Here is a 20,809-nt window from a genome sequence, read left to right on the forward strand (position 1 = left end):
CTGGCATGGGGGCTTGCGCGGGACGCGCTTCGCCGAAGGTAGCGCTGCCTGAGCAAACGGCGTAAAGCGGGTCTTAAGGCCGCTCTGGTGTAATTCCGGCTCGGTTCTTCAGCGCTACTCCTCCAATATCTCCACCCATGTCCAACCCTGCTCCAAAGCCTCACCAATGGCTCACACCCCGCAACCTGCTGTGGGCGTCTATTGCGGTGGCGGGGATCACCATCGCGCTCAAGACGCTGGCCTGGGTGGTCACTGGCTCGGTGGGCCTGCTGTCGGATGCGATGGAGTCGTTTGTCAACCTGGCCAGCGCCATGTTTGCGCTGGCCATGGTGACCGTGGCGGCGCGGCCTGCGGATGACGACCACCCCTACGGCCACCACAAGGCTGAGTATTTTTCGTCAGGGTTCGAAGGCATCCTCATCGTGGGGGTGTCGGCGGGCATCCTGTGGGCGGCCGGGCACCGGCTGATGGACCCGCAGCCCATCGAACAGCTGGGCTGGGGCCTGGGCCTGTCGGTGCTCAGCTCGGCGCTCAATGGCTTTCTCGCGTGGCTCATGTTCCGCTCGGCCCGCGAGTACCGCTCCATCGCGCTGGAGGCCGATGCGCGCCATCTCGTCACCGACGTGTGGACCTCGGCCGGTGTGCTGGTGGGCATTGCGGGCGCGGCCCTCACGGGCTGGCTGTGGCTGGATGCGCTGGCGGCGATTGCAGTGGCGCTGAATATCCTGAAAGAGGGCGTGGAGCTGGTGTGGCGATCCTCCCAGGGCCTCATGGATTCAGCGGTAGAGCCCGAGGTGCAGGCCACCATCGACGCCACGTTGCAGCAGTTTGTGCTATCGCAGGCGCCCGGTGCCGTGCGGTTTGACCATGTCTCCACCCGCCGTGCGGGCCAGCGCCAGTTTGTGGACATGCACCTGCACATGCCCGCCGACTGGACCCTGCGCCACGCCGCCGAGCTGCGCGGCCAGGTCGAGCGTGCGCTGATGACCGCCGTACCCGGCCTGCGCGCCACCATCGAGCTGCTGCCCACCGATGTGGAAGCGCATTTCGACGACCCCCGTGACGATTTGAAGGATGCCGTGAAGTGATCAGCGTATTGCAGCGTGTGCGCGAAGCGCGCGTAGATGTGAACGGGCAGACCGTGGGCGCCATCGGCGCAGGCCTGCTGGTGCTGGTGTGTGCCGAACGCGGTGACACGGAGATGGAGGCCGACAAGCTGCTGGCCAAGATCCTCAAGCTGCGCATTTTTTCGGACGCCGCAGGCAAGATGAACCAGAGCGTGCAGGACACCGGTGGCGGCCTGCTGCTGGTCAGCCAGTTCACGCTGGCGGCAGACACCACCGGCGGCAACCGCCCCAGCTTCACCCAGGCGGCTGCACCCGATGAGGGGCGGCGGCTGTACGACTATGTGGTTGCCCAGGCGCGCAAGGTGCACCCCAAGGTGGCCACGGGCCAGTTTGCCGCCGATATGCAGGTGCACCTCGTCAATGACGGCCCGGTGACCATCCCGCTGCGGATACCTCCTACAGCGGCTTAGTGGTCAAAAAAGATAGCATTCAGCGCTTGATGGATAAGCGCTATGGCCTTGTTTTCCTTTTATTTTCGAGAGAAACCAAGGGCGACACCGGCAGCACCCGGAACCCTGCCGACGCCAGCGCCAGCCAGGTGGCAATGGCCAGCATGACGGCCGTGTAGGCATCCCACCCCTGGCGCTGCGCCCAGGTGGCGACGATGCCAGTGAACCACTGCATCAGCGCCACACCCAGGAACATCGCCATGGTGTAGGCCGACAGTGCCCGGCCTGTGAGCGTAGGCGGATAGGAGGCCCGCACATCGGCGTACTGCAGCACGCCATAGCCCGACAGCAGGCCCATCAGCAAAATCAGCACCACGCTGGCCGCAGCGCTCCCGTGCAGGAACGCCAGCACCATGAACAGGCTCGCCATGAGCAGCGATGCATTGCCGATCCAGCGCCTGCGGCGGGCGATGCCCGGGTCCAGCCGACCGCCCAGACCCGGCGCGAAGAGGGCAATCAGCGAGAGCCCCAGCGCAACGTTGCCACTGTCCACCAGCGAGAGGTGGTAGCGGTCCATCAGCAGCGGTGCCAGCCACAGGCCGCGCAGCGACAAAAATGCGGCGTAGCCCGACATGCCCAGCAGCAGAATGCCCCAGGTGTGCGGCACGGTGAGCAGCTGGCCAAAGCCCAGCAGCGCCTGGCCCCAGGTTTCGCGCTGCGCCGGGGGAGGCACCAGCGGAGTGGGCTCGTGCACGCGCAGCCAGATCAGCAGCCACGACAGCGCGCTGAGCACCGCCAACACGGCATAACCCGTGCGCCAGCCGCCGCCGTGTTGCACCAGCCAGGCCAGCGGCGTGCCGGTGAACAGCAGGCCCAGGCCACCCACACCCATCGCCACGCCCGACAGGTAGGCAAACCGGTCCGCTGGAAAATGCCGTGCAATGAACAGCGTGCAGGCCAGAAACGCGGGCGAGCAGCCCACGCCGATCAGCAGTTGCCCTGCCATCAGCCAGGGGTAGGTCGGCGCGGTGGCCGAGAGCGCCGACCCCGCAACCGCCAGCGGAAACGCCGTGAGTACCGTGCGCCGCAGGCCGTACAGGTCCAGCCCCAAGCCCATCAGCAACTGGGCCACGCCGAAGGAAAGGCCAAACAGCCCCGCAAACGCGCCCAGCGACCCTGGCGAGAGCCCGAAGTCCGCCGTCAGTCCTTGGGCCACCATGGCCGTGGTGGTGCGAAAGGCCTGGCTCAGTGCAAACCCGCTGAGCAGCGCAAGCAGCATGGCCCACAGCGCACGCGGTGATGGCCGGCCGCTGTCCGCAGGAAAGGATGGAGATGCCGACGAGGACGGCAAGGGGCTGCCGCTCACTGCCGCCAGAAGAACAGAGCGGCCATTACCAGCCCGGTAGCCACAATGCCCCAGCGCAGCACGTTAGCAGGCAGCTTGCGCGCCACGCGTGCACCACCATACCCGCCTGCGGTGGCTGCCACCATCATCATCAGCGCCTGCGGCCACAGCACCACGCCGCCTGCCGCATAGATGAGCACGGCAATGGCGGTAAGGAGGGCCGACACCCAGTTCTTGAGGCCGTTCATAGCGTTCAGGTTCGTCTGCCCCAGCAGGCCGAACAGCGCCAGCAGAAGGATGCCCAGCCCGCCGTTGAAATAGCCGCCATAGGCAGCCACCGCCAGCACGCCCACCGTGGCCTTGGCGGTGGAGGGTTTGCCGCCCGCCAGCATCCGGCGCAGCTGCGGCCCGAATGCAAACAGCGCCGTGGCCGCCAGCAGCAGCCAGGGAACCACACGGCGGAAGGTGGCGTCGGGTGTGACCAGCAGCAGCGCGGCCCCGGCCGCGCCCCCGATGAGCGAGAGCACCACCAACAAGCGCATCGACAGCCCCGGCGGCGGGGCCGTGTCTTCGCGGAATCCCCATGCGCCGGCCATGTAGCCGGGCAGCAGGGCCACCGTGCCCGTGGCATTGGCCACCACAGGCGGCACGCCGGTGAAGACGAGGGCGGGCAGTGTCAGAAAACTGCCGCCTCCGGCGACGGCGTTGAGGGCGCCGGCAACGAAGGCGGCGGTGAGCAGCAAAGGCGTGTCGAGCATGCACCGATGGTAGGGGGTGGCGCCGCCACCATTGGCGACGGCGCGGGTGCAACACTTTTGCCTGCCGTGAGCCTCGTCGGGTGTTCAGCCCTGTCGCCAGTGGGGTCCCGGCTGCCGATGCAATCAGTACAGATAGGCGGCGTCGGCTGCGGCGGGTGTTACGCCATCCGTGGCACTGCTGGTGCCCACGGCCAGGGTGCTGGCATCACCGGACAGGGCGACGCTGGCACCGAAGCGTGCAAGTGCGCGCGGCTGGGGGGCCTTGAGGTAGGCCCTGTGCGCCCAGGTGGTGCCGTCACGGCGGTAGACATTGACGGCTCCGGCTGAATATAAGGCCTGGTTGTTGGGGTTGCCATTGATGCCAGAGGCGTTGCTTGCATCGTCGAGGTTGCCCACGGCAAGCATGCGGCCGTCCGCAGAAAGCGACAACATGACACTGTTTGTAAAGAACCCGTCGGCAGCCTTGACCGGCAATGCGGGCTGCTGCGTCCAGGCGTCCCCCGTGCGTGTGAATGTTCGCAGCTGAACGTCAGTACCTCCAGAGCGGTCCAAGACGGCCAGTGTGCTTCCGTCCCTGGACATTGCAAAGGGATTGTGCGAACCCGTCAGCGCACCTGCGGCAGGAACGCGCCACACCTGCGTGGGTGCACTCCAGACACCTCCGAGATGGGTCAGGACCGAGATGTCCTTGTCGGTGTTTGCCGCAAGCACGGTGCCGTCGCTGGACAGGGCTACAACCGCCCCAAAGCGGGCCATTGTCGGGTCGGCGCTGCTGCCTGGCAGGTGCGCCTGCTCGGCCCAGCCGCCGTTGTTGCGGGCAAAGGTGTGAACGGCTCCGACGCCGCCCCCAAAAATGGTTTCACCGGTGAAGGAGAGTCCACTCAACACGGCGGCAGACCCCGGGGTGAAGTTAGCACCTTCTTCGGGCGCTCCTACCGCCAGCAGGTTCCCGTCGGCTGACAGAGCCACGCTGAAGCCAAAGTGTTGGGGGGTGCATGGAAATACAGCCGTGCCAGAGATGTCCAGGCGGCTGCAGGTCTCGACTTTCGCAGCCGTGTTGCGGGCTTTAATATAGGCCTGCTGGCTCCAGGTGCTGCCGTTGTCCATGAAGATATACGCAGCCCCCGCGCCATATGCGTCGCGGTTGGCCGCATCGCCGTTGATGCCGCGTGCATTGCTTCTTTCCTCTGGTGCACCCACTGCCAGCGTGCGACCGTTGGCCGATAGTGCGAGGCTGGCGCCAAAGGCCATCTTTGCGGCCGGACTGCTGCCTTCCAGCCGCGCCCGCAGACCCCAGGCAGGGGCTGGCATGCCAACGCCTGGCATGCTGCGGCTGAAGATGTACACCGCGCCCGCCCCTGCCAGGCCGTCTGAACTGCCCTCGCGGGGCGACCCGACAGCCAGCGTTAAACCGTCGGCCGACAGGGCAATTGCGTTCGTGTAGGCGCCAAATCGCTGCGTCGGATCGCCGGCAGGCAGGTCGAAGCGCCCTATGGCCTGGGTGAGGTCGGGTGTTACCGCGCTCGTGAACGGGCCGCAGCCGCTCGCGTCGCAGGCGCGCAGCCGGTAACTCGCATTCACACGCTCGTGCAGCAGCCCCCCAACCTGTATGGGGAAGCTGGTGACGTTGTTGGCGGCGCCGACGCCGAATAGCGATTCAGGTTGGGGGCCTGCTGCGCCATCAGGGTCCTCGAACAGTTCGTAGCGCATCGCACCCGGGGTGACGGTCCAGCCCAAGTTGTAGGTCTTGGGGCCGTAGCTCGCCACGCTGAAGCCGGAAGGGGCCGGGAGTCCGGCGGGCTCCGATTCGCCACTGCCGCCCCCGCAGGCCGCCAGAACGAGTGGCGCCGCCAGCAGCAAGGCGCGATACAAGCATGGCAGGCCCGAATTCGCCACGGGCGCAGGGTGTCGCTGGAAATTGATCACAGAGAAGACTCCTGAAAAAAGGGGGAAGACAGGCAGGGCGCGCGGCGGGAGTGCCAACAGGTCTGCGAGACGCGCACTGGAGGAGTCAATCGTCGCTTATCAAGACAACGCCGAGCCCCGGCAGATGCGAGCACTTTGTACCAAATGGTAAAAAGTGCGCCGCTGCCCTCGGCAGCAGGGATAGCGTTCAGGAAGTCGCGTACGGGTCGGCAAAGCCCAACTCCTGCAGGATGGCGGTTTCATACTCCTCCATCTCCTCGGCATCTGCCTCACTGGTCTCGTGGTCCCAGCCCTGGGCATGCAGCGTGCCATGCACTAGCATGTGGGCGTAGTGTTCTTCCAGGCTTTTGTTCTGCTCTTTGGCCTCGCGCTCGATCACGGGGGCGCACAGCACCAGGTCGGCCGTTACCAAGGGCTCCTGGGTGTAGTCGAAGGTGAGCACGTTGGTGGCGTAGTCCTTCTTGCGGTACTCGCGGTTGAGCTGCTGGCCTTCTTCGGCCCCTACGATGCGTACGGTGATCTCGGCATCGGTGGCCAGCGCGTGGCGAATCCAGCGGGTGACCTTGTGGCGTGGCAGCACGGCGCGGTGCGCGGTCGCGCCTTCAAACTTGCCGAACTGCAGCGACAGAGAGAGTTGGTTTAAAGACATTTTTGCTTTTTTGGCCGCCAGCGCTTGATGGATAAGCGCTGAAAGCTATCAAAATGATAGTGCTAGTCCCGGCTGCGAGAAGCCGGGGCGCGGCGCGGTGCGTCGTAGGCATCCACGATGCGCGCGACCAGCGGGTGGCGCACCACGTCGGCCGTGGTGAAGCGGGTGACGGAGATGCCCTTGACCCGCTTGAGTACCCGCTCGGCATCGATCAGCCCGCTCATGGCCCCCTTGGGCAGGTCGATCTGGCTCACGTCGCCCGTGACCACGGCCTTGGCGCCAAAGCCGATGCGGGTGAGGAACATCTTCATCTGCTCGGGCGTGGTGTTCTGCGCTTCGTCCAGGATCACGAAGGCGTTGTTCAGCGTGCGCCCGCGCATGAAGGCCAGCGGGGCGATTTCCAGCGCGTTGCGCTCGAAGGCTTTCATCACCTTGTCGTAGCCCATCAGTTCGTACAGCGCGTCGTACAGCGGGCGCAGGTAGGGGTCGACCTTTTGCGCCAGGTCGCCGGGAAGGAACCCCAGGCGTTCGCCCGCCTCGACCGCCGGGCGGGTCAGCACGATGCGCTGCACGGCGCTGCGTTCCAGCGCATCCACGGCGCAGGCCACTGCCAGATAGGTCTTGCCGGTGCCGGCAGGGCCGATGCCAAAGGTGATGTCGTGGCTGGCAATGTTTTCGAGGTACAGGTTCTGTGTGGGCGTGCGGCCGCGCAGGTCGGCCCGGCGGGTGTTGAGCACGATGGCGCCCTCGGGCGCCTCCACCAGGGCGGAGTCTCCGGCCAGCATGAGCTGCAGGTGGTCCTCGGTGATCGGGCGTTCAGCCATCTCGTACAGCGCCTGCAAAAGCTCCATCGCCTGCGTGGCCTTCGCCTTGGGGCCGTCCACCTTGAACTGCTCATGCCGGTGCGCAATGCTCACCGAGAGGGCCACTTCGATGGTGCGCAGGTGTGCGTCGGCGGGGCCACACAGGTGCGTGAGCCGGGTGTTGTTGTGGGGGGTGAAGGTGTGGCGCAGGATCACGCGGATAATTCCCGTTGGATCGCCGCAGTGCGCGGCAAAGGACATCAATGATAGGCAAATTGACCGGCACCCTGCTGGAGAAGAATCCCCCCGAGGTGCTGTTGGACTGCCATGGCGTGGGCTATGAGGTGAATGTGCCCATGAGCACGTTCTACAACCTGCCCGCTGTGGGCGAAAAGGTGAGCCTGCTGACCCAGTTCATTGTGCGCGAAGACGCGCAGCTGCTGTATGGCTTTGCCACGGCGCCCGAGCGCCAGGCGTTCCGCGAGCTGATCAAGATATCGGGCGTGGGGCCGCGCACTGCGCTGTCCATCCTGAGCGGCATGGGCGTGGCGGATCTGGCCCAGGCCATCACGCTGCAGGAGGCAGGCCGCCTGGTCAAGGTGCCGGGCATTGGCAAGAAGACGGCCGAGCGGCTGATGCTGGAGCTCAAGGGCAAGCTGGGGGCCGACATGGGCGCTGCCCACGGGCCCGCTGCCAGTGACGCACAGGCCGACATTCTGCAGGCACTGTTGGCTTTGGGCTACAACGACAAAGAGGCTGCGGCGGCCCTCAAGGCCCTGCCACCAGAGGTGGGTGTGAGCGATGGCATCAAACTGGCACTGAAGGCGTTGGCCAGGTAGTGCACTTGCGGGTTTGTTGCGGCAGTTGTTTTCGTGTTCAATGGCGGTTTTGACCGGAGCGAGGGAAAGAAATGAAAAATGGAATGATGTGGCGGATGGGCGTTGCCTGGGGTGCGGCGCTTGCCTTGTTGGCCGGATGCGGCGGAAGCGGTACCGAGGCCAGCGCGCAAAAGGCGGCCTCTGTGCTGATGGTGGATGGCTGGGTGCAGCCCGCCAGCGTGGACCAGGGTGTCTCGAACATCAAATCCCGCAGCGCGCTTGTCACAGCGCCCACGCCTTCCCGGGTGAGCCTGGGAGCCTTGGATGCCTCCAAGACGGCTTCGCTGGGTGGCGGTATCGGCCCACGCCAGGTGGGTGCAGCGCGCGATGTGGTGGCCACCCGCGCCGCAGCCCAGACACAGCAGCAGTTGCAGTGGAAGCCCACCGCCACTGGCGGTAAGGTGGCTGCTATCAGTTTTTCGGCCGAAGGTGCGTACGGATTGCGCCTGGGCGTAGTGGTCAAGGCGCTGCCACAAGGCACAGTGCTGCGTGTGTACAGCCAGGCCAACGCCTCCAAGGTGTTCCAGATTTCCGGCCAGGAAGTGCTGCAGCGCATTGAGCGCAATGCGCAGGCGGGCGACACCACCCTGGACGGTCAGACCTGGTGGACGCCAGATACCGGATCGGACGAGGCCACGCTGGAGCTGGAGCTGCCCGTCGGTGCGGATGCCAGCACGGTGGACATCTCGGTGCCGCGCGTGTCGCACATCTTCGAGAACCTGTCGATCCCTACGGAGGCAGAACTCTCCACCAAGATCAACGAATCGGCTTCGTGCCACCTGGATGCCACCTGCTACGACACCTATGCGACGGAGCGCAATGCCGTGGCGCGCATGTTGTTCACGTCCGGTGCCAACACCTATCTGTGCACGGGCACATTGCTCAATGACAGCCGGTCTTCGGGCACGCCGTATTTCTTGACGGCCAACCACTGCATCTCCAAGCAGTCCGAAGCCGCCTCGCTGCAGACCGACTGGTTCTTCCGTTCGCCAACGTGTAACAGCCGCACCCTGTCGAGTGCCACCATCCAGCGCGTCAACGGCGCATCGCTGCTCTACGCCTCGGGTGCCATGGACATGGCCCTGCTGCAGCTGAACGACACACCTCCTGCAGGGGCCGTCTTTGCCGGTTGGGATGCGGGCACCCAGGCTTTGAGTACATCTGTGGTGGGTCTGCACCATCCCCGGGGCGACCTGCTCAAGGTCAGCCTGGGTACGTTGAACAGCCTGATTTCCTGCACTCCCACCAGTGAAACCCAGTTCCAGTGCAGCGGCACAACGGGCAACTACTACCAGGTGAACTGGACCCAGGGCACCACCGAAGGTGGCAGCAGTGGCTCGGCCTTGTTCAAGGGTGGCACACATGTGATCGGTACGCTCTACGGCGGCGGTTCCAGCTGCACGGCCACCACAGTCCCCGATTACTATGGCCGTTTTGACGTGGCGTTCAACGCAGCGCTCAAGAACTGGCTGTCGTCTGCCACGCCACCCACTGGCCCCACGGGGCGGGTGCCTGTCTATCGCTTCTACAACATTGCTGGCCTGGAGCATTTCTACACCAGCAACGTCGGTGAGCGGGATCTTCTGATCAAACAGTTTGGATCGAACTTCATCTACGAAGGCACGATCTTCTATGCGTATCCCATTGAGGGGGCCAACCTGTTCCCGGTGTACCGTCTGGTTGATTTGGCGCGCAATTTGCACATTTACACGGCAAACCCTGCGGAGCGAGACGGTCTGCGCCAGGCATTCCCGTCCGTGCAGCTTGAAGCCACTGCATGGTGGGGACAGGCTGCTCCGGGCAATGGTGCCGTGCCTGTCTACCGCTTCCGCAACCGCACCGTGGGAACCTATTTCTATACTGCCAGCCCTGCAGAACGCAGCTACCTCAACGCCAACATGAGCCAGCAGTACGTTGAAGAAGGCATCGGGTTCTACGTCTGGCCCGAAAAATAACAGGACTGCATGACGATCCAGACCGACGACTTCGCCCCCGCCCCCGCAAAACGCGTCATTTCGGCCGTGCCCGCATCGCCCCAGGAGGAGGCGATCGAGCGCGCGCTGCGCCCCAAGCTCCTGCAGGAGTACGTGGGCCAGGCGAAGGCGCGCGAGCAGCTGGAGATTTTCATCGGCGCGGCGAGGAAGCGGGGCGAGGCGCTGGACCATGTGCTGCTGTTTGGCCCGCCTGGTCTGGGAAAGACCACGCTCAGTCACATCATTGCGGCTGAGCTGGGGGTCAACCTGCGCCAGACCAGTGGCCCTGTGCTCGAAAAGCCCAAGGACCTGGCGGCGCTGCTGACCAACCTCGAAAAGAACGACGTTCTTTTCATTGACGAGATCCACCGCCTGTCGCCTGTGGTGGAGGAAATTCTCTACCCCGCGCTGGAGGACTACCAGATCGACATCATGATCGGCGAGGGTCCTGCGGCGCGCAGCATCAAGCTCGACCTGCAGCCCTTCACGCTGGTGGGCGCCACCACACGTGCGGGCATGTTGACCAACCCGCTGCGCGACCGCTTTGGCATCGTGGCGCGGCTGGAGTTCTACACAGCCGAAGAGTTGGCGCGCATTGTCAAGCGCAGCGCGGGGCTGCTCAATGCGCCCATGGATGAAGAAGGCGGCTTCGAGATCGCCCGCCGCTCGCGCGGTACGCCGCGCATTGCCAACCGGCTGCTGCGCCGCGTGCGCGACTACGCCGAGGTCAAGGGCGACGGGCGCATCACCAAACCCATTGCCGACAAGGCGCTGGCCATGCTGGATGTGGACCCGCAGGGTTTTGACGTGATGGACCGCAAGCTGCTGGAGGCGGTCATTCACCGCTTTGATGGCGGCCCCGTGGGGCTGGACAACATTGCCGCCAGCATCGGGGAAGAGGCGGGCACCATCGAAGACGTGATCGAGCCCTACCTCATCCAGCAAGGCTTTTTGCAGCGTACGCCGCGTGGGCGCATTGCCACGCTGGCGGCGTTCCGACACCTGGGGGTGGCGCCGCCCAAGGCGGCTGGCGGGCTGTTTTCTGAATGACGCAAGGCACAGCGCATGGCAACCAGGGCAGATCTGTGAATAGGCGCTGGTTTGCTGTTGCGTTGGGCGCTGTCGTGCTGGTGGTGGCTGCCTTCACCGGGGTGATGGCGCTGCGTGGTCCGCAGGTCGATGCCCTGTTGGTGCAGTCGGCGCCGCTGGTGCGCACGCTGCAGTTTTCGGCGCGCGTGGCCACGTTGTCGCGGGTGGATGTGGGCAGCACCGTCACAGGCCGCGTGGCCCAGGTGCAAGTGACAGAAGGCGCGCAGGTGCGCCAGGGCGACGTGCTGGTGCAGCTGGAGTCCGACGAGCTCGCGGCGGCGCTGGCGCAGGCCGTGGCGGCCGAACGCCAGGCGCAGTCCCGCCTGGTGGGCCTGCGCAGTAGCGGCCGCAGCGCTGCACAGGCAGCGCGCGCGCAGGCCAATGCCACCCTGCAAGCGGCCAGCGCCAGCCTGGTGCGGGTGCAGCAGCTGGTGGCCCAGGGGTTCTACAGCGCCGCGCAGCTCGATGAGGCGCAGCGCGCCGTCGATGTGGCCCAGGCGCAGCAATTGAGCGCGCAGGCACAGGTCCAGGCCAACGCCGATGCCGGCACTGACGTGGTCCAGGCGCAGGCGCAGCTGGCGCTGGCCCGGGCGGCCACGGTGGCGGCCCAGGCCCGCCTGGCACAGGCCACGCTGGTAGCCCCGGCCGATGCCCGCGTGCTGGTGCGCGACGTCGAGCCCGGGCAGATCGTGCAGCCTGGCAAGGCCTTGCTCAGCCTGGCGCTGGCCGGGCCCACCCAGCTGGTGGCCCAGGTGGACGAACGTTTTCTGGACCAGTTGCTGCCGGGCCAAAAGGCCTCGGTGGTGGCCGATGCCTTTGCGGGCCAGCGCTTTGCAGCACGTGTGCTCACCATCGCACCCTCGGTGGATGCCCAGCGCGGTGCCATCGAGGTGAAGTTTGCGCTGGAGCAGCAGGCCCCCGCCTTTCTGCGCGAGGACATGACCTTATCGGTCGAGGTAGAGACTGCGCGGCGCGAGCGGACCCTGGTACTGCCCCAGGCGGCCCTGCGCGGCCCGGTGGAGGGCGACCAGGCGACGGTGCTGGTGTTGCAGGGGGGGCGCGCCCAGGCCCACCCCGTGCGGCTGGGGCTGCGCACACTGGACGCTGTGGAGGTACTGGACGGCCTGGTCGAGGGCGACACCGTGCTGAGGGGCGGTGCCGTCCAGGCGGGCGACCGCGTGCGTGCCCGCCCGGTGGCCTGGTCCGCAGGTGCGGCCACCGCCGTTTCCCCCACCCCGGGGGGCGATGCCGGCTCCGCATTGACGAACGCCATGGGTCGCTGAGCCGCCATGTGGATCTGGCCTGGCTTCGAGTTGCGCGTGGCGCTGCGCTTTCTGCGCGAGGGCCGCATGCAGACCGTGCTCATCATCGTGGGGGTTGCGGCGGGGGTTGCGGTCATTGCCTACATCTCGGCGCTGATCAGCGGCTTGCAGTCGAACACCCTGGCCAAAACACTGGGCGCCCAGGCGCACATCACCCTGCGGGCGCCGGACGACCTGGTCATACCGGCAGCCCCTGCCTTGCCTGGCACCGCTGCGCTGACCGAAACCCAACCGCGTGCCCAGCGCCTGCGGTCGGTGGCCAACTGGCAGGCGCTGGTGCCGCTGCTGGAGCGCTTACCCGAAGTCGCCGGGGTCTCGCCCATGGTGTCCGGTTCAGGCCTGGCGCTGCGCGGCGAGGCATCGCAGGCCATTGCCCTGATGGGCGTGGACCTGGATCGCTATGACCGCGTGGTGGGGCTGCGCTCCAAGGTGGTCAGTGGCACGGCGCGGTTGTCACCGGGCGAGGCCATCGTGGGGTGCGAGCTGGCCTCCGACCTCGGTGTGCGCGTGGGAGACCGCCTCACCGTGCAGACGAGCGGCGCGGGCGGCACGGTGAGTGATTCGGTGCGCGTCACCGCGCTGGTGGACCTGGGGGTGAAAGACCTGAACCGGCGCACCGTGATCGTGCCGCTGCGCGCGGCGCAAAGCCTGCTGGCGCTGCCGGGTGGTGCCAGCCAGCTCGACCTGACCTTGAAGGACGTGTGGGTGGCACAGACCCTGGCGCGTGCGTTGCAAATGCAGTTCCCCTACAAGATCGAGAGCTGGCAAGAGAGCAATGCCCAGCTGGTGTCAGCACTCAATGCGCAGTCCATCAGCACCTCCATCATCCGGGGCGTGGTGTTGGCGGTGGTGGTGCTGGGCATTGCCAGCGTGCTGGTGGTCTCGGTAGTGCAAAAGGGCCGGGAGATCGGCATCCTGCGCGCCATGGGCGCCACGCGGGGCCAGGTGCTGCGCGTGTTTCTGGTGCAGGGCGCCGTGGTGGGGGCGCTGGGCTCGGCGCTGGGCCTGCTGCTGGCGGTGGGGCTGATCTGGGTGTTCACGCATTTTGTGCGGGGCTCGGATGGCCTGCCGTTGTTTTCGATCGCGCTGCCGCTGGGCATGGCATTGCAGATTGCACTCATTGCCTCGGTGTGTGGTGTGCTGGCGGCGGTGGCGCCTGCGCGGCGGGCAGCGGCGCTGGACCCAGCGCAAGCCATCAGGATGTGATGACCCAACCCGCCGCCCCCGAACTGATCACGCTCGATGCCGTGCGCAAGAGCTACAACCTGGGCCGCCCCAGCGAGGCCGAGGTGCTGCACGGCATCGACCTGCAGGTGCGCCGGGGCGAGTTCATCGCGCTGATGGGGCCTTCGGGCTCGGGCAAGAGCACGCTGCTCAACATCCTGGGCCTGCTCGAACGCATGACGACGGGCAGCTATCTGCTGGACGGCGAGGCGGTGCAGGGTCTGGACGATGCGGCCCTGACCCTGCGCCGGCGCAGCACCCTGGGCTTTGTCTTTCAATTCCACCACCTGCTGCCCGCTTTCTCCGCGCTGGAGAACGTGACGCTGCCGGCCCTCATGGCCGAAGGCCGCGTCAGCCCCGCCCACCGCGATCACGCGCGCAGCCTGCTCGACGCCGTGGGCCTGGCCCAGGCCATGGACAAGCGCCCCGCAGAGCTGTCAGGCGGCATGCAGCAGCGCGTGGCCATTGCGCGCGCGCTGGTCATGAACCCGCCGCTGGTGCTGGCCGATGAGCCCACGGGCAACCTGGACACCGCGTCCTCTGCCGAAGTGTTTGCCCTGCTGCGCCGTATCCATGCCGAGCGGGGCACGAGTTTTGTCGTGGTCACGCACGACCCCCGGCTGGCCGCGCGCTGCGACCGGCTGGTGGAGCTGATCGACGGCCGGATTGCCCGCGACGAGGCCATCACTGTGGGCGTGGAGCCTGCGCCCAGTGGGTGAGCTGCAGGCAGGTGATTTGCTATCAAATAAATAGCTATTCGTGCATGATGCTGAAGCGCTGGCGACAATTTTGGCTAAAAAACCATCGCACAGAACACACAGGTGCTCAGGAGGAGCGTGAAGCCGTCCCTGGGGCGATGTTCGGAGCCCTGTCCCTAGCCATATGCGTGCGGCCCTCTTCTCCGGTCACGCCCGTTCGCTGCACTGCGGTGGCAGGCACCGAGGCCTTGCTGGCCAGCCATCCACTGACGATCAGCGCCTGCGCCGCATAGTACGTGGCCAGCACCCAGACCTGCGCCATCGGCAGCGGCATCACAAACCGGTTGGTGGCCAGCAGCGAGTCGCTGAGCATGAAAAACCCGGCGCCGACCGCTACGAGCAGCGACGGCGCATCGCGCAACACCGTCGCCCGGCCGATGGCCTGGGCCGCCATCAGCGCGATCACCAGCACATAGGCCGCCACCGGCGCGCGCAGTGCAGGTGGCAGGCCACCCGCCCACAGAAAGGCGTACATGGCCACGCCAATGCCCAGTGTGGCGGCCAGCGCACCCCGGTGCGGAAACCACGCTTGCCCGCTTTTGAACAGCGCCACATAGAACAGATGCGCCACCAGAAAACTCACCAGGCCCGGGATGAAGAAGCCCTGGAACATGAGGAACACATCCCCGGCCAGCGATCCGGCCAGCGCGGCCGCGAGGAGAAGCAGGGTCTTTGGGTTAAATTGGCCTCTAGCGCTTGGCGAATAAGCACTGGCAGCTACCAAAACAAGAGCAAAAACCATCGTCAGCGGCTTGAACAGCCAATGCCATTCCATGAACCCCATCGCGCTGGTGGCGGTGGCCAGCGCGCCGCTTTGCAGCATCAGCGCCATCAGCACGGTGATACGTCCCTGCATCACTGCGCCCAGCGACCATTGCACCGTCAGCAGCACCGCAAACCAGATGGCGTTGCGCGCCAGCGGCGCCGCATCTGCCTGCCAGAGAAAAGCCGCCACGCCCGCCAGCAGCAGCGCGAACTGCACCAGCGCAAACCACTGCGCGGCGCGCGACATCGGCGGGTGGTACAGCTGCATCTGTGCCATGCTGAAGGCGGGCTTGGGAAAGCGCTCTGCCACATCGGCAGGCCGCCAGCCCGGAGGCTTGACCCAGACCTTGAGCTTGTCGAGCCAGCTGCGCGCATGCCAGCTGTCATGTGCCAGCCCTGCGTACACCTGCGCGTTGGCCCAGAGCGGGTCCCAGCTGTTCAGCAGGCCGCGCGTGCCGTACACACACTTCTCCTGGTCGTCTTCGTCCTTGAAGGTGCCAAAGACCCGGTCCCACAGGATCAGGATGCCGCCATAGTTCTTGTCCAGATAAGCGTCGTTCACCGCGTGGTGCACCCGGTGGTTGCTGGGGCTGCAAAACCAGCGGTCAAACCAGCCGAGCTTGCCCACCTGCTCGGTGTGCACCCAGAACTGGTAAAGCAGATCGATGAGCGCCACCACTCCAAACACCAGCGGCGGCACGCCCGCCAGTGCCATGGGCACATAAAAGATCCAGCCCAGCAGCGCGCCCGAGCTGGTCTGGCGCAGCGCGGTGGAGAGGTTGTAATCCTGGCTCTGGTGGTGCACCGCGTGCGCGGCCCACAACACGGCCGATTCATGCCCCATGCGGTGCAGCCAGTAGTAGCACAGGTCGTAGAACACCAGCGCCAGCAGCCAGCCGGGCAGGCTGGTCCAGAACGCATCGTTGCGCCACAGCGCCACGTGCTCGAACAGGGCCGTGTAGATGCCGATGCGCAGCAGCCGCGTGAACACTGCGCTGGTCTGGCTCAGCATGCCAAGGCTGATGCTGCTGACCGCATCGGCCATCCGGTAGGTGTTGCGCTGCCTTCTGTAGCCCACCGCCAGTTCGATGGCGATCAGCAAAAAGAAGACGGGGGTCGCAAGGACAATGATCTGGCTGGGGCTCATGCCGCATTGTCGGTATGCCGGGTCGGGGAGGGATTAGGGAAAGAACGGGTCGAAAGATCGGAGTTTCCACGCCTTGCAGGCGTGGCTGGGTTGGTGCCCATGCGCCCATGCGCCAGTTGCAAGGTGGCATGGCCGTTAAGCTGGGTGAAAGCTGCGCGTGCCATGATCCGCCCCCGAGCGCAAAAGGCGAGCAAGTTTGATACTTACCATTCCGTAAAATAGAAGTCTCCGCTGGCCCCTCTCGGGTGGCCCTTTCGTTCTTTCGTCAGTGCAAGCTGACCCGCCCTTCTGTCCGCAGACTTTCGCTGCAGACAGGCGCAACCCCCCAACAAAACACATGAACAGCAGCGCGCATTGCCTGAAGGCAGCGGGCTTTGGCGCAGCTTTTGGCGCCAAGGTGGTCCTGGTAGATATTGACCTGATGCTGCCACGCGGCAGCATCACTGCACTGCTGGGCCCGTCTGGCGCTGGCAAGTCCACCTTGCTGCACGCCCTGGCCGGGCGGTACGCCGACCATCCGCGCTTCACCGAATGGGGCAGCGTTGAGTACGAAGGAAGACCGCTGGGTGAGGGCAATCGTCCGCGCCTGGTGCAGCAAAACGCCAAGCTCATGGCGGCGACCGTGTTCCATGCCTTGGCCGACCCGGTGCGTGAACGCCTGGGCCGCTCGCCCGCCGAGGTGCGGGTCTGGTGCACTGAGCTGGTCCAGCGCATGGGCGTGCCCGAGCTGGCAGCCCTGTTCGACCAGCCCACGCTGGAGTTGCCCCCCTTGCTGCAAAGGGCCGTGGCCATCTTGCGCGAAGCCGTGGCCGAGCCAGCGCTCCTGATGGTGGATGAGCCCACGGCCGATCTCTCGGACTATGACGCCTATGTGCTGCTGGAACTGCTGCGTGAAGTGGCCCGCACCAGCACGCTGCTGGTGGTTCTGCACAATCAGCGCCATGCCGCCAGCCTGGCCGACCGCATGGCGCTGCTGGCAGGCGGGCGGGTGCAAGAGGCGCGTGGCATGGAGGAGTTTCTGTCTTCGCCCGTGTCCGCAGCGGGCCAGCAATTTGTGCGTACCGGCAGCTGCGCCGTGCCAGCGCCCGACGCCGACCCGGCCATGTTGGCAGAGGGCGTGATGCCGCCCCCGGACCTTGGCCATCTGCCTGCCCGCGTGCTCGCCACGCTGCCTGTTCCATCCACTGGTGCGCAGCAGCCCACGAACGGTAACGCGGCTCCTGCCCGCAGCGCGGCTGCGGCTTCAACCGCTGGAGCGCCCCATGGCTTTGCGTGGCTGGAGCCTGGTCGGCTTGCGGGTACCCCGCTGCCCGGGGTGGTGAACGACATGGACCATGACCTGGCAGCGCTCAAGCGCATGGGCATCAGCCGCCTGATCACTCTCACCGAACGCGATCTGCCGCAGGATGCGCTCAAGCGCCATGGCCTGGCCAACCTGCACCTGCCCATCCGTGACCACGAGGCTCCCAGCCTCGGGCAAATCCAGATGCTGCTCAAGCGCATGGAGACGCTCATGGCGCAGGGTGAGGTGCTGGCCGTCCATTGCCTGGCCGGGCGCGGGCGCACTGGCACGGTGTTGACTGCCTGGTGGATTCGCGAAGGGCTGACCGCCCAAGAGGCCCTGCGCCGCGTGCGCCTGCTGGACGCGCACTACGTACAAAGCGCCGAGCAGGAGGAGTTTCTGCAGCGCTATGAGGACGTCATCCTCCAAAAAATTGTGTAAACGACAACAAAAGAAGGAAAACTGCGATGAGTTTTGAAGTAGCACTGAGCAATGCAGCCGCCTCTGTTCCGGAGTGCGTGGCGGCCGGTTACGTGGACGTGGCATCGGGCATGCTGTTGTCCCTGAAAACGGTGGACTCTCACCCACAGCAGGTCATCGACCTGCTCGCCGCTGCCACGGCCGACATGTTCAATGGCCCCAATGTGAGCATGATCGAGCGCATGTTCAAAAAAGCGCGTGGGCTGGAGGACGACGGCTTCCACTATTTTCAGGAAATCATCGTCAACAGCGAGAACCTGATTCACGTCTTCCTGCGTGGCAAGACCAACCCCGAATACGTGGCCGTCTTCGTCTGCCGCAAGACTGCCAACCTGGGCATGGCCTTGACCAAGGCGCGCCTGACGATGCCGACGCTAGAGGCGGCGTTTTAAGCCCGTCCAGCGCGCGTGCTTTAGCTCAGGGCTCCGCGTGCATCCACCCGGATGATGCGCTCCACCGTACCCGTCGCCAAACCGCCGCGCACGCCGATCAAAAAGTCGTGCAGGTTCACCGTCGGGTCGCAATGGCCCGGGATGAGCCAGAGCATGTGGCCCAGGCTGGGCAGGCGGGCGTCGGGCGCGTCGGCATACAGCAGGCCGTGTTCGTCGCCGCCGTTGGCGTAGCGCAGGGTGCGGTCGGCGGGCAGCAGTGCCACGGTGGGCAGGCCAGAGTCGATGGCGTGGCTCTTGTGGCCTGCGTCGCACACGGCGTGGGTGTCGCGCACCGACACCACCTGGGTCTTGACGTACAGCGCATGTTCAAACGCGGGCTGCGCGGGATCGCGTTCGTTGCGCGCGTAATCTGCGTCCATGAACAAAAACGAGCCCGCCTGCAACTCGCCAAACACGCCGCTGGCGGCCTCGTGAACCAGGGTGCCTGTGCCTGATCCGGTAATCAGGGGCACGGGCAGCCCGGCGGCTTCGATGAGCTGGCGCGTGTGATCCGCCGCGCGAACGACAGCGGCGATGGTCTCGCGCCGACCCACGCTGCTGGCCAGGTGCTGGGCGCGCCCATGGTAGGCCTGCAGCCCCGCAAACCGCAGGCGAGGGCTGCGCGACACGGCCAGCGCGAGAGGTACTGCGGCCTCGCCCGGCGGCACGCCGCAGCGGCCCTGGCCCACGTCGATCTCGACCAGCACATCAATGCCCGCGTCGCTGCCGTGCTGCGCCATGGCTTCGGCCAGGCGTTCGATGCCATCGATGTGGTCCACGGCCACGCCCAGGCGACCGCCGCGTGCCGCCAGCAGCGCCGCCAGCCGCGCCACGCGGTGCAGCTTGGGCATGGCAATGACCTGGTTGGTGATGGTGATGTCATCCACCCCACCGGCGGCCAGCGCCTCGGCCTCGGCCACTTTCTGCACACACACGCCCTGGGCGCCGGCACGTTGCTGCAGCAGCGCGAGTTCGGCGCTCTTGTGCAGCTTGGCATGGGGGCGCCAGCGCACGTGGTGCTTGCGCGCGAAGTCGGCCATGCGCTGGATGTTGCGGTCCATGGCATCCAGGTCCACCACCAGGGCGGGGGTGTCGATAGCGTCCACCCGCTGGCCGATGGTGGATTGCAATTCAGGCGTGGTTTTCATCGCGCAGGACAATCTGGTCAAGGTGTTGGGTGTCCGCCCAGCCGACGAGGGTGAGGCCGTCAGGCGTCCACAGCAGGCGGTTGATGGCGGCGTTGGAGAGTTGCCAGGTGCGCGGCGCCTGGATGTCCTGGCGCGTGGCCAGGCGGTACAACACATCGAGCACGCCGCCATGCGCCACCATCACCACCTGCTCGCCCACATGCTGCTGCGCCAGCGCGGTCACGGTGCGTTCGATGCGGTCACGCAAGGTGACGAGGGATTCGCCGCCCTCAGGCGTGTAGTGGGGATCGCGCTTGCGCCAGCGCAATGCGTCCTCGGGCAGTTCGGCCTCGATCTCGGCAAACGTGCGGCCCTGGAAGTGCCCGAAGCTGCGTTCGCGCAATCCCGGCTCGGTCTTCAACGGGGCGCCTGTGGTGTGAGCCACGGCCTGGGCGGTGGCGTGCGCGCGTTGCAGGTCGCTGGAGTAGATGGCTGCAATCGGCTCGCCCACGAGGGCCTGCGCGACCTGGGCGGCCTGCCACAGGCCGGTGTCGTTGAGCGGGATGTCCAGGTGGCCCTGGATGCGGGTGTCCACGTTCCAGGCGGTTTCGCCGTGGCGGATGGCAACGATGCGGGTGGCGTGCATGCAATAGACAGGCGTATAGGGAATCAGTGTGAGGGCGGAACCAATGGCAGGCGTACTTGCCGTGGCCCCTCGGGCGGCTTCGGAAAGCCGTTGAGTGCGGCGTCGAACAGCACGCCATAGACGGCCGGATCGCTCACCCACACATCTTCGTGCACGGCGGAGGTTTCGTACACGACGGCCTGGGTGCTGGCGTCGCGCATCACGATGCTGACCGCGCGGCGGTGCAGGGGTGTGGGCTCGCCAAAACGCCACATGCCATGCACCCCCCAGCCCCGTCCATACCAGCCGCCCATGCCCCAGGGGCCGGGGCCGTAAGGGCCGTACGGGCGGAACGGGTCATAGCGCGGCACGGCGTCGGCCTGCACGCCCAGCTGCACCAGCAGGCGGGGCGCAGCATCGTCGCGCTGCAGGCCCGCGCGCGCCAGGGCCTGTTCGGCCAGTGTGGTGATGGTGTCGAACGAAGGGGCCTGCTGCGAAGGCAGGCGCTCAATGCGGTACGTGGCAGGTGCGGGCACGGCCGCCAGCGTTGAGAAGCTCTGCACCTGGCCCTCCACCACGCGGGTGGTGCTGCAGCCTGCGAGCAGGGTGACGGTGAGGCCCAGGAGCAGGGCGGGAATCCATCGGCGTTGTGTCATGGTCAGAGTGTCCTGAAACAAGGATCTCTGTGAGAGTGCCGCAGCCCGCCAGGGT

19 protein-coding genes are annotated in these 20,809 nt (G+C 66.1%); 10 read left to right on the top strand and 9 right to left on the bottom strand.

Annotation, left to right across the window (positions count from 1 at the left end):
* The first annotated feature begins 137 nt into the window (after positions 1-137).
* Positions 138-1,088 (top strand): cation diffusion facilitator family transporter, encoded by a 951-nt coding sequence (locus tag C8C94_RS21595; protein ID WP_121422165.1) that lies wholly within the window; start codon positions 138-140, stop codon positions 1,086-1,088.
* Positions 1,085-1,537, top strand: coding sequence for a D-aminoacyl-tRNA deacylase (gene dtd, locus C8C94_RS21600; protein ID WP_121422166.1), 453 nt, complete (start codon positions 1,085-1,087; stop codon positions 1,535-1,537). Before C8C94_RS21595 ends, dtd begins: the two co-directional genes overlap by 4 nt.
* Positions 1,538-1,577: 40 nt before the next feature.
* Here dtd and C8C94_RS21605 read toward each other — a convergent pair whose 3' ends face one another.
* The 5 genes from C8C94_RS21605 to C8C94_RS21625 form a co-directional block, all read right to left on the bottom strand.
* A complete protein-coding gene (locus tag C8C94_RS21605; protein ID WP_121422167.1) occupies positions 1,578-2,795 on the bottom strand; it encodes an MFS transporter in 1,218 nt (405 codons plus the stop codon).
* Positions 2,796-2,878: 83 nt separating this feature from the next.
* Entirely contained in the window at positions 2,879-3,619 is a 741-nt protein-coding gene (locus C8C94_RS21610) for a sulfite exporter TauE/SafE family protein (protein ID WP_121422168.1), read from the bottom strand.
* 123 nt (positions 3,620-3,742) lie between these two features.
* On the bottom strand, positions 3,743-5,545 hold the full coding sequence (locus C8C94_RS21615; protein WP_121422169.1) for a hypothetical protein: 1,803 nt from the start codon (positions 5,543-5,545) through the stop codon (positions 3,743-3,745).
* A 187-nt stretch (positions 5,546-5,732) separates the two neighbouring features.
* The gene (gene ybeY / locus C8C94_RS21620; RefSeq protein WP_121422170.1) at positions 5,733-6,194 is read right to left on the bottom strand and encodes an rRNA maturation RNase YbeY; all 462 of its coding nucleotides are present in this window, start codon (positions 6,192-6,194) and stop codon (positions 5,733-5,735) included.
* Positions 6,195-6,256: 62 nt separating this feature from the next.
* Entirely contained in the window at positions 6,257-7,213 is a 957-nt protein-coding gene (locus tag C8C94_RS21625; RefSeq protein ID WP_055396485.1) for a PhoH family protein, read from the bottom strand.
* 47 nt (positions 7,214-7,260) lie between these two features.
* Here C8C94_RS21625 and ruvA point away from each other — a divergent pair, with 47 nt between their 5' ends.
* The 6 genes from ruvA (at position 7,261) to C8C94_RS21655 (ending at position 14,202) form a co-directional block, all read left to right on the top strand.
* Positions 7,261-7,836, top strand: coding sequence for a Holliday junction branch migration protein RuvA (gene ruvA, locus C8C94_RS21630; protein WP_121422171.1), 576 nt, complete (start codon positions 7,261-7,263; stop codon positions 7,834-7,836).
* A gap of 71 nt (positions 7,837-7,907) precedes the next feature.
* Positions 7,908-9,830 carry a trypsin-like peptidase domain-containing protein gene (locus C8C94_RS21635; RefSeq protein ID WP_233573541.1) on the top strand — a complete coding sequence of 641 codons (1,923 nt, stop codon included), beginning with the start codon at positions 7,908-7,910 and terminating at the stop codon, positions 9,828-9,830.
* A 9-nt stretch (positions 9,831-9,839) separates the two neighbouring features.
* A complete protein-coding gene (gene ruvB, locus C8C94_RS21640; protein WP_055396394.1) occupies positions 9,840-10,898 on the top strand; it encodes a Holliday junction branch migration DNA helicase RuvB in 1,059 nt (352 codons plus the stop codon).
* A gap of 35 nt (positions 10,899-10,933) precedes the next feature.
* Positions 10,934-12,220 carry an efflux RND transporter periplasmic adaptor subunit gene (locus C8C94_RS21645; protein ID WP_121423026.1) on the top strand — a complete coding sequence of 429 codons (1,287 nt, stop codon included), beginning with the start codon at positions 10,934-10,936 and terminating at the stop codon, positions 12,218-12,220.
* Positions 12,221-12,226: 6 nt separating this feature from the next.
* Positions 12,227-13,465 (top strand): ABC transporter permease, encoded by a 1,239-nt coding sequence (locus tag C8C94_RS21650; protein WP_121422172.1) that lies wholly within the window; start codon positions 12,227-12,229, stop codon positions 13,463-13,465.
* Positions 13,465-14,202: an ABC transporter ATP-binding protein gene (locus tag C8C94_RS21655; protein WP_121422173.1), complete on the top strand. Its 738-nt coding sequence runs from the start codon at positions 13,465-13,467 to the stop codon at positions 14,200-14,202. The genes C8C94_RS21650 and C8C94_RS21655 overlap by 1 nt, the downstream gene beginning before the upstream one ends.
* 106 nt (positions 14,203-14,308) lie before the next feature.
* Here the strand turns inward: C8C94_RS21655 and C8C94_RS21660 are convergent, their stop codons facing one another.
* Positions 14,309-16,153, bottom strand: a complete 1,845-nt coding sequence (locus C8C94_RS21660; RefSeq protein ID WP_233573542.1) for a lysoplasmalogenase family protein — start codon at positions 16,151-16,153, stop codon at positions 14,309-14,311.
* 337 nt (positions 16,154-16,490) lie between these two features.
* Between C8C94_RS21660 and C8C94_RS21665 the strand changes: the two genes are divergently transcribed.
* Together C8C94_RS21665 and C8C94_RS21670 are read left to right on the top strand one after the other, a co-directional pair.
* On the top strand, positions 16,491-17,876 hold the full coding sequence (locus tag C8C94_RS21665) for an ATP-binding cassette domain-containing protein (protein ID WP_121422174.1): 1,386 nt from the start codon (positions 16,491-16,493) through the stop codon (positions 17,874-17,876).
* 26 nt (positions 17,877-17,902) lie between these two features.
* Positions 17,903-18,307, top strand: a complete 405-nt coding sequence (locus C8C94_RS21670) for a hypothetical protein (protein WP_055396404.1) — start codon at positions 17,903-17,905, stop codon at positions 18,305-18,307.
* A 20-nt stretch (positions 18,308-18,327) separates the two neighbouring features.
* Here the strand turns inward: C8C94_RS21670 and C8C94_RS21675 are convergent, their stop codons facing one another.
* Genes C8C94_RS21675 through C8C94_RS21685 form a run of 3 tightly spaced genes read right to left on the bottom strand, consistent with a single transcriptional unit; the run spans position 18,328 to position 20,754 of the window.
* Positions 18,328-19,494, bottom strand: a complete 1,167-nt coding sequence (locus C8C94_RS21675) for a DSD1 family PLP-dependent enzyme (RefSeq protein WP_121422175.1) — start codon at positions 19,492-19,494, stop codon at positions 18,328-18,330.
* Positions 19,478-20,119, bottom strand: a complete 642-nt coding sequence (locus C8C94_RS21680) for a histidine phosphatase family protein (protein ID WP_056059569.1) — start codon at positions 20,117-20,119, stop codon at positions 19,478-19,480. Before C8C94_RS21680 ends, C8C94_RS21675 begins: the two co-directional genes overlap by 17 nt.
* A 23-nt stretch (positions 20,120-20,142) precedes the next feature.
* A complete protein-coding gene (locus C8C94_RS21685) occupies positions 20,143-20,754 on the bottom strand; it encodes a DUF4136 domain-containing protein (RefSeq protein ID WP_121422176.1) in 612 nt (203 codons plus the stop codon).
* Positions 20,755-20,809 lie beyond the last annotated feature (55 nt).

Origin of the sequence: Acidovorax sp. 94, from assembly GCF_003634645.1 — a bacterium.
Lineage (GTDB): Bacteria > Pseudomonadota > Gammaproteobacteria > Burkholderiales > Burkholderiaceae_C > Acidovorax > Acidovorax facilis.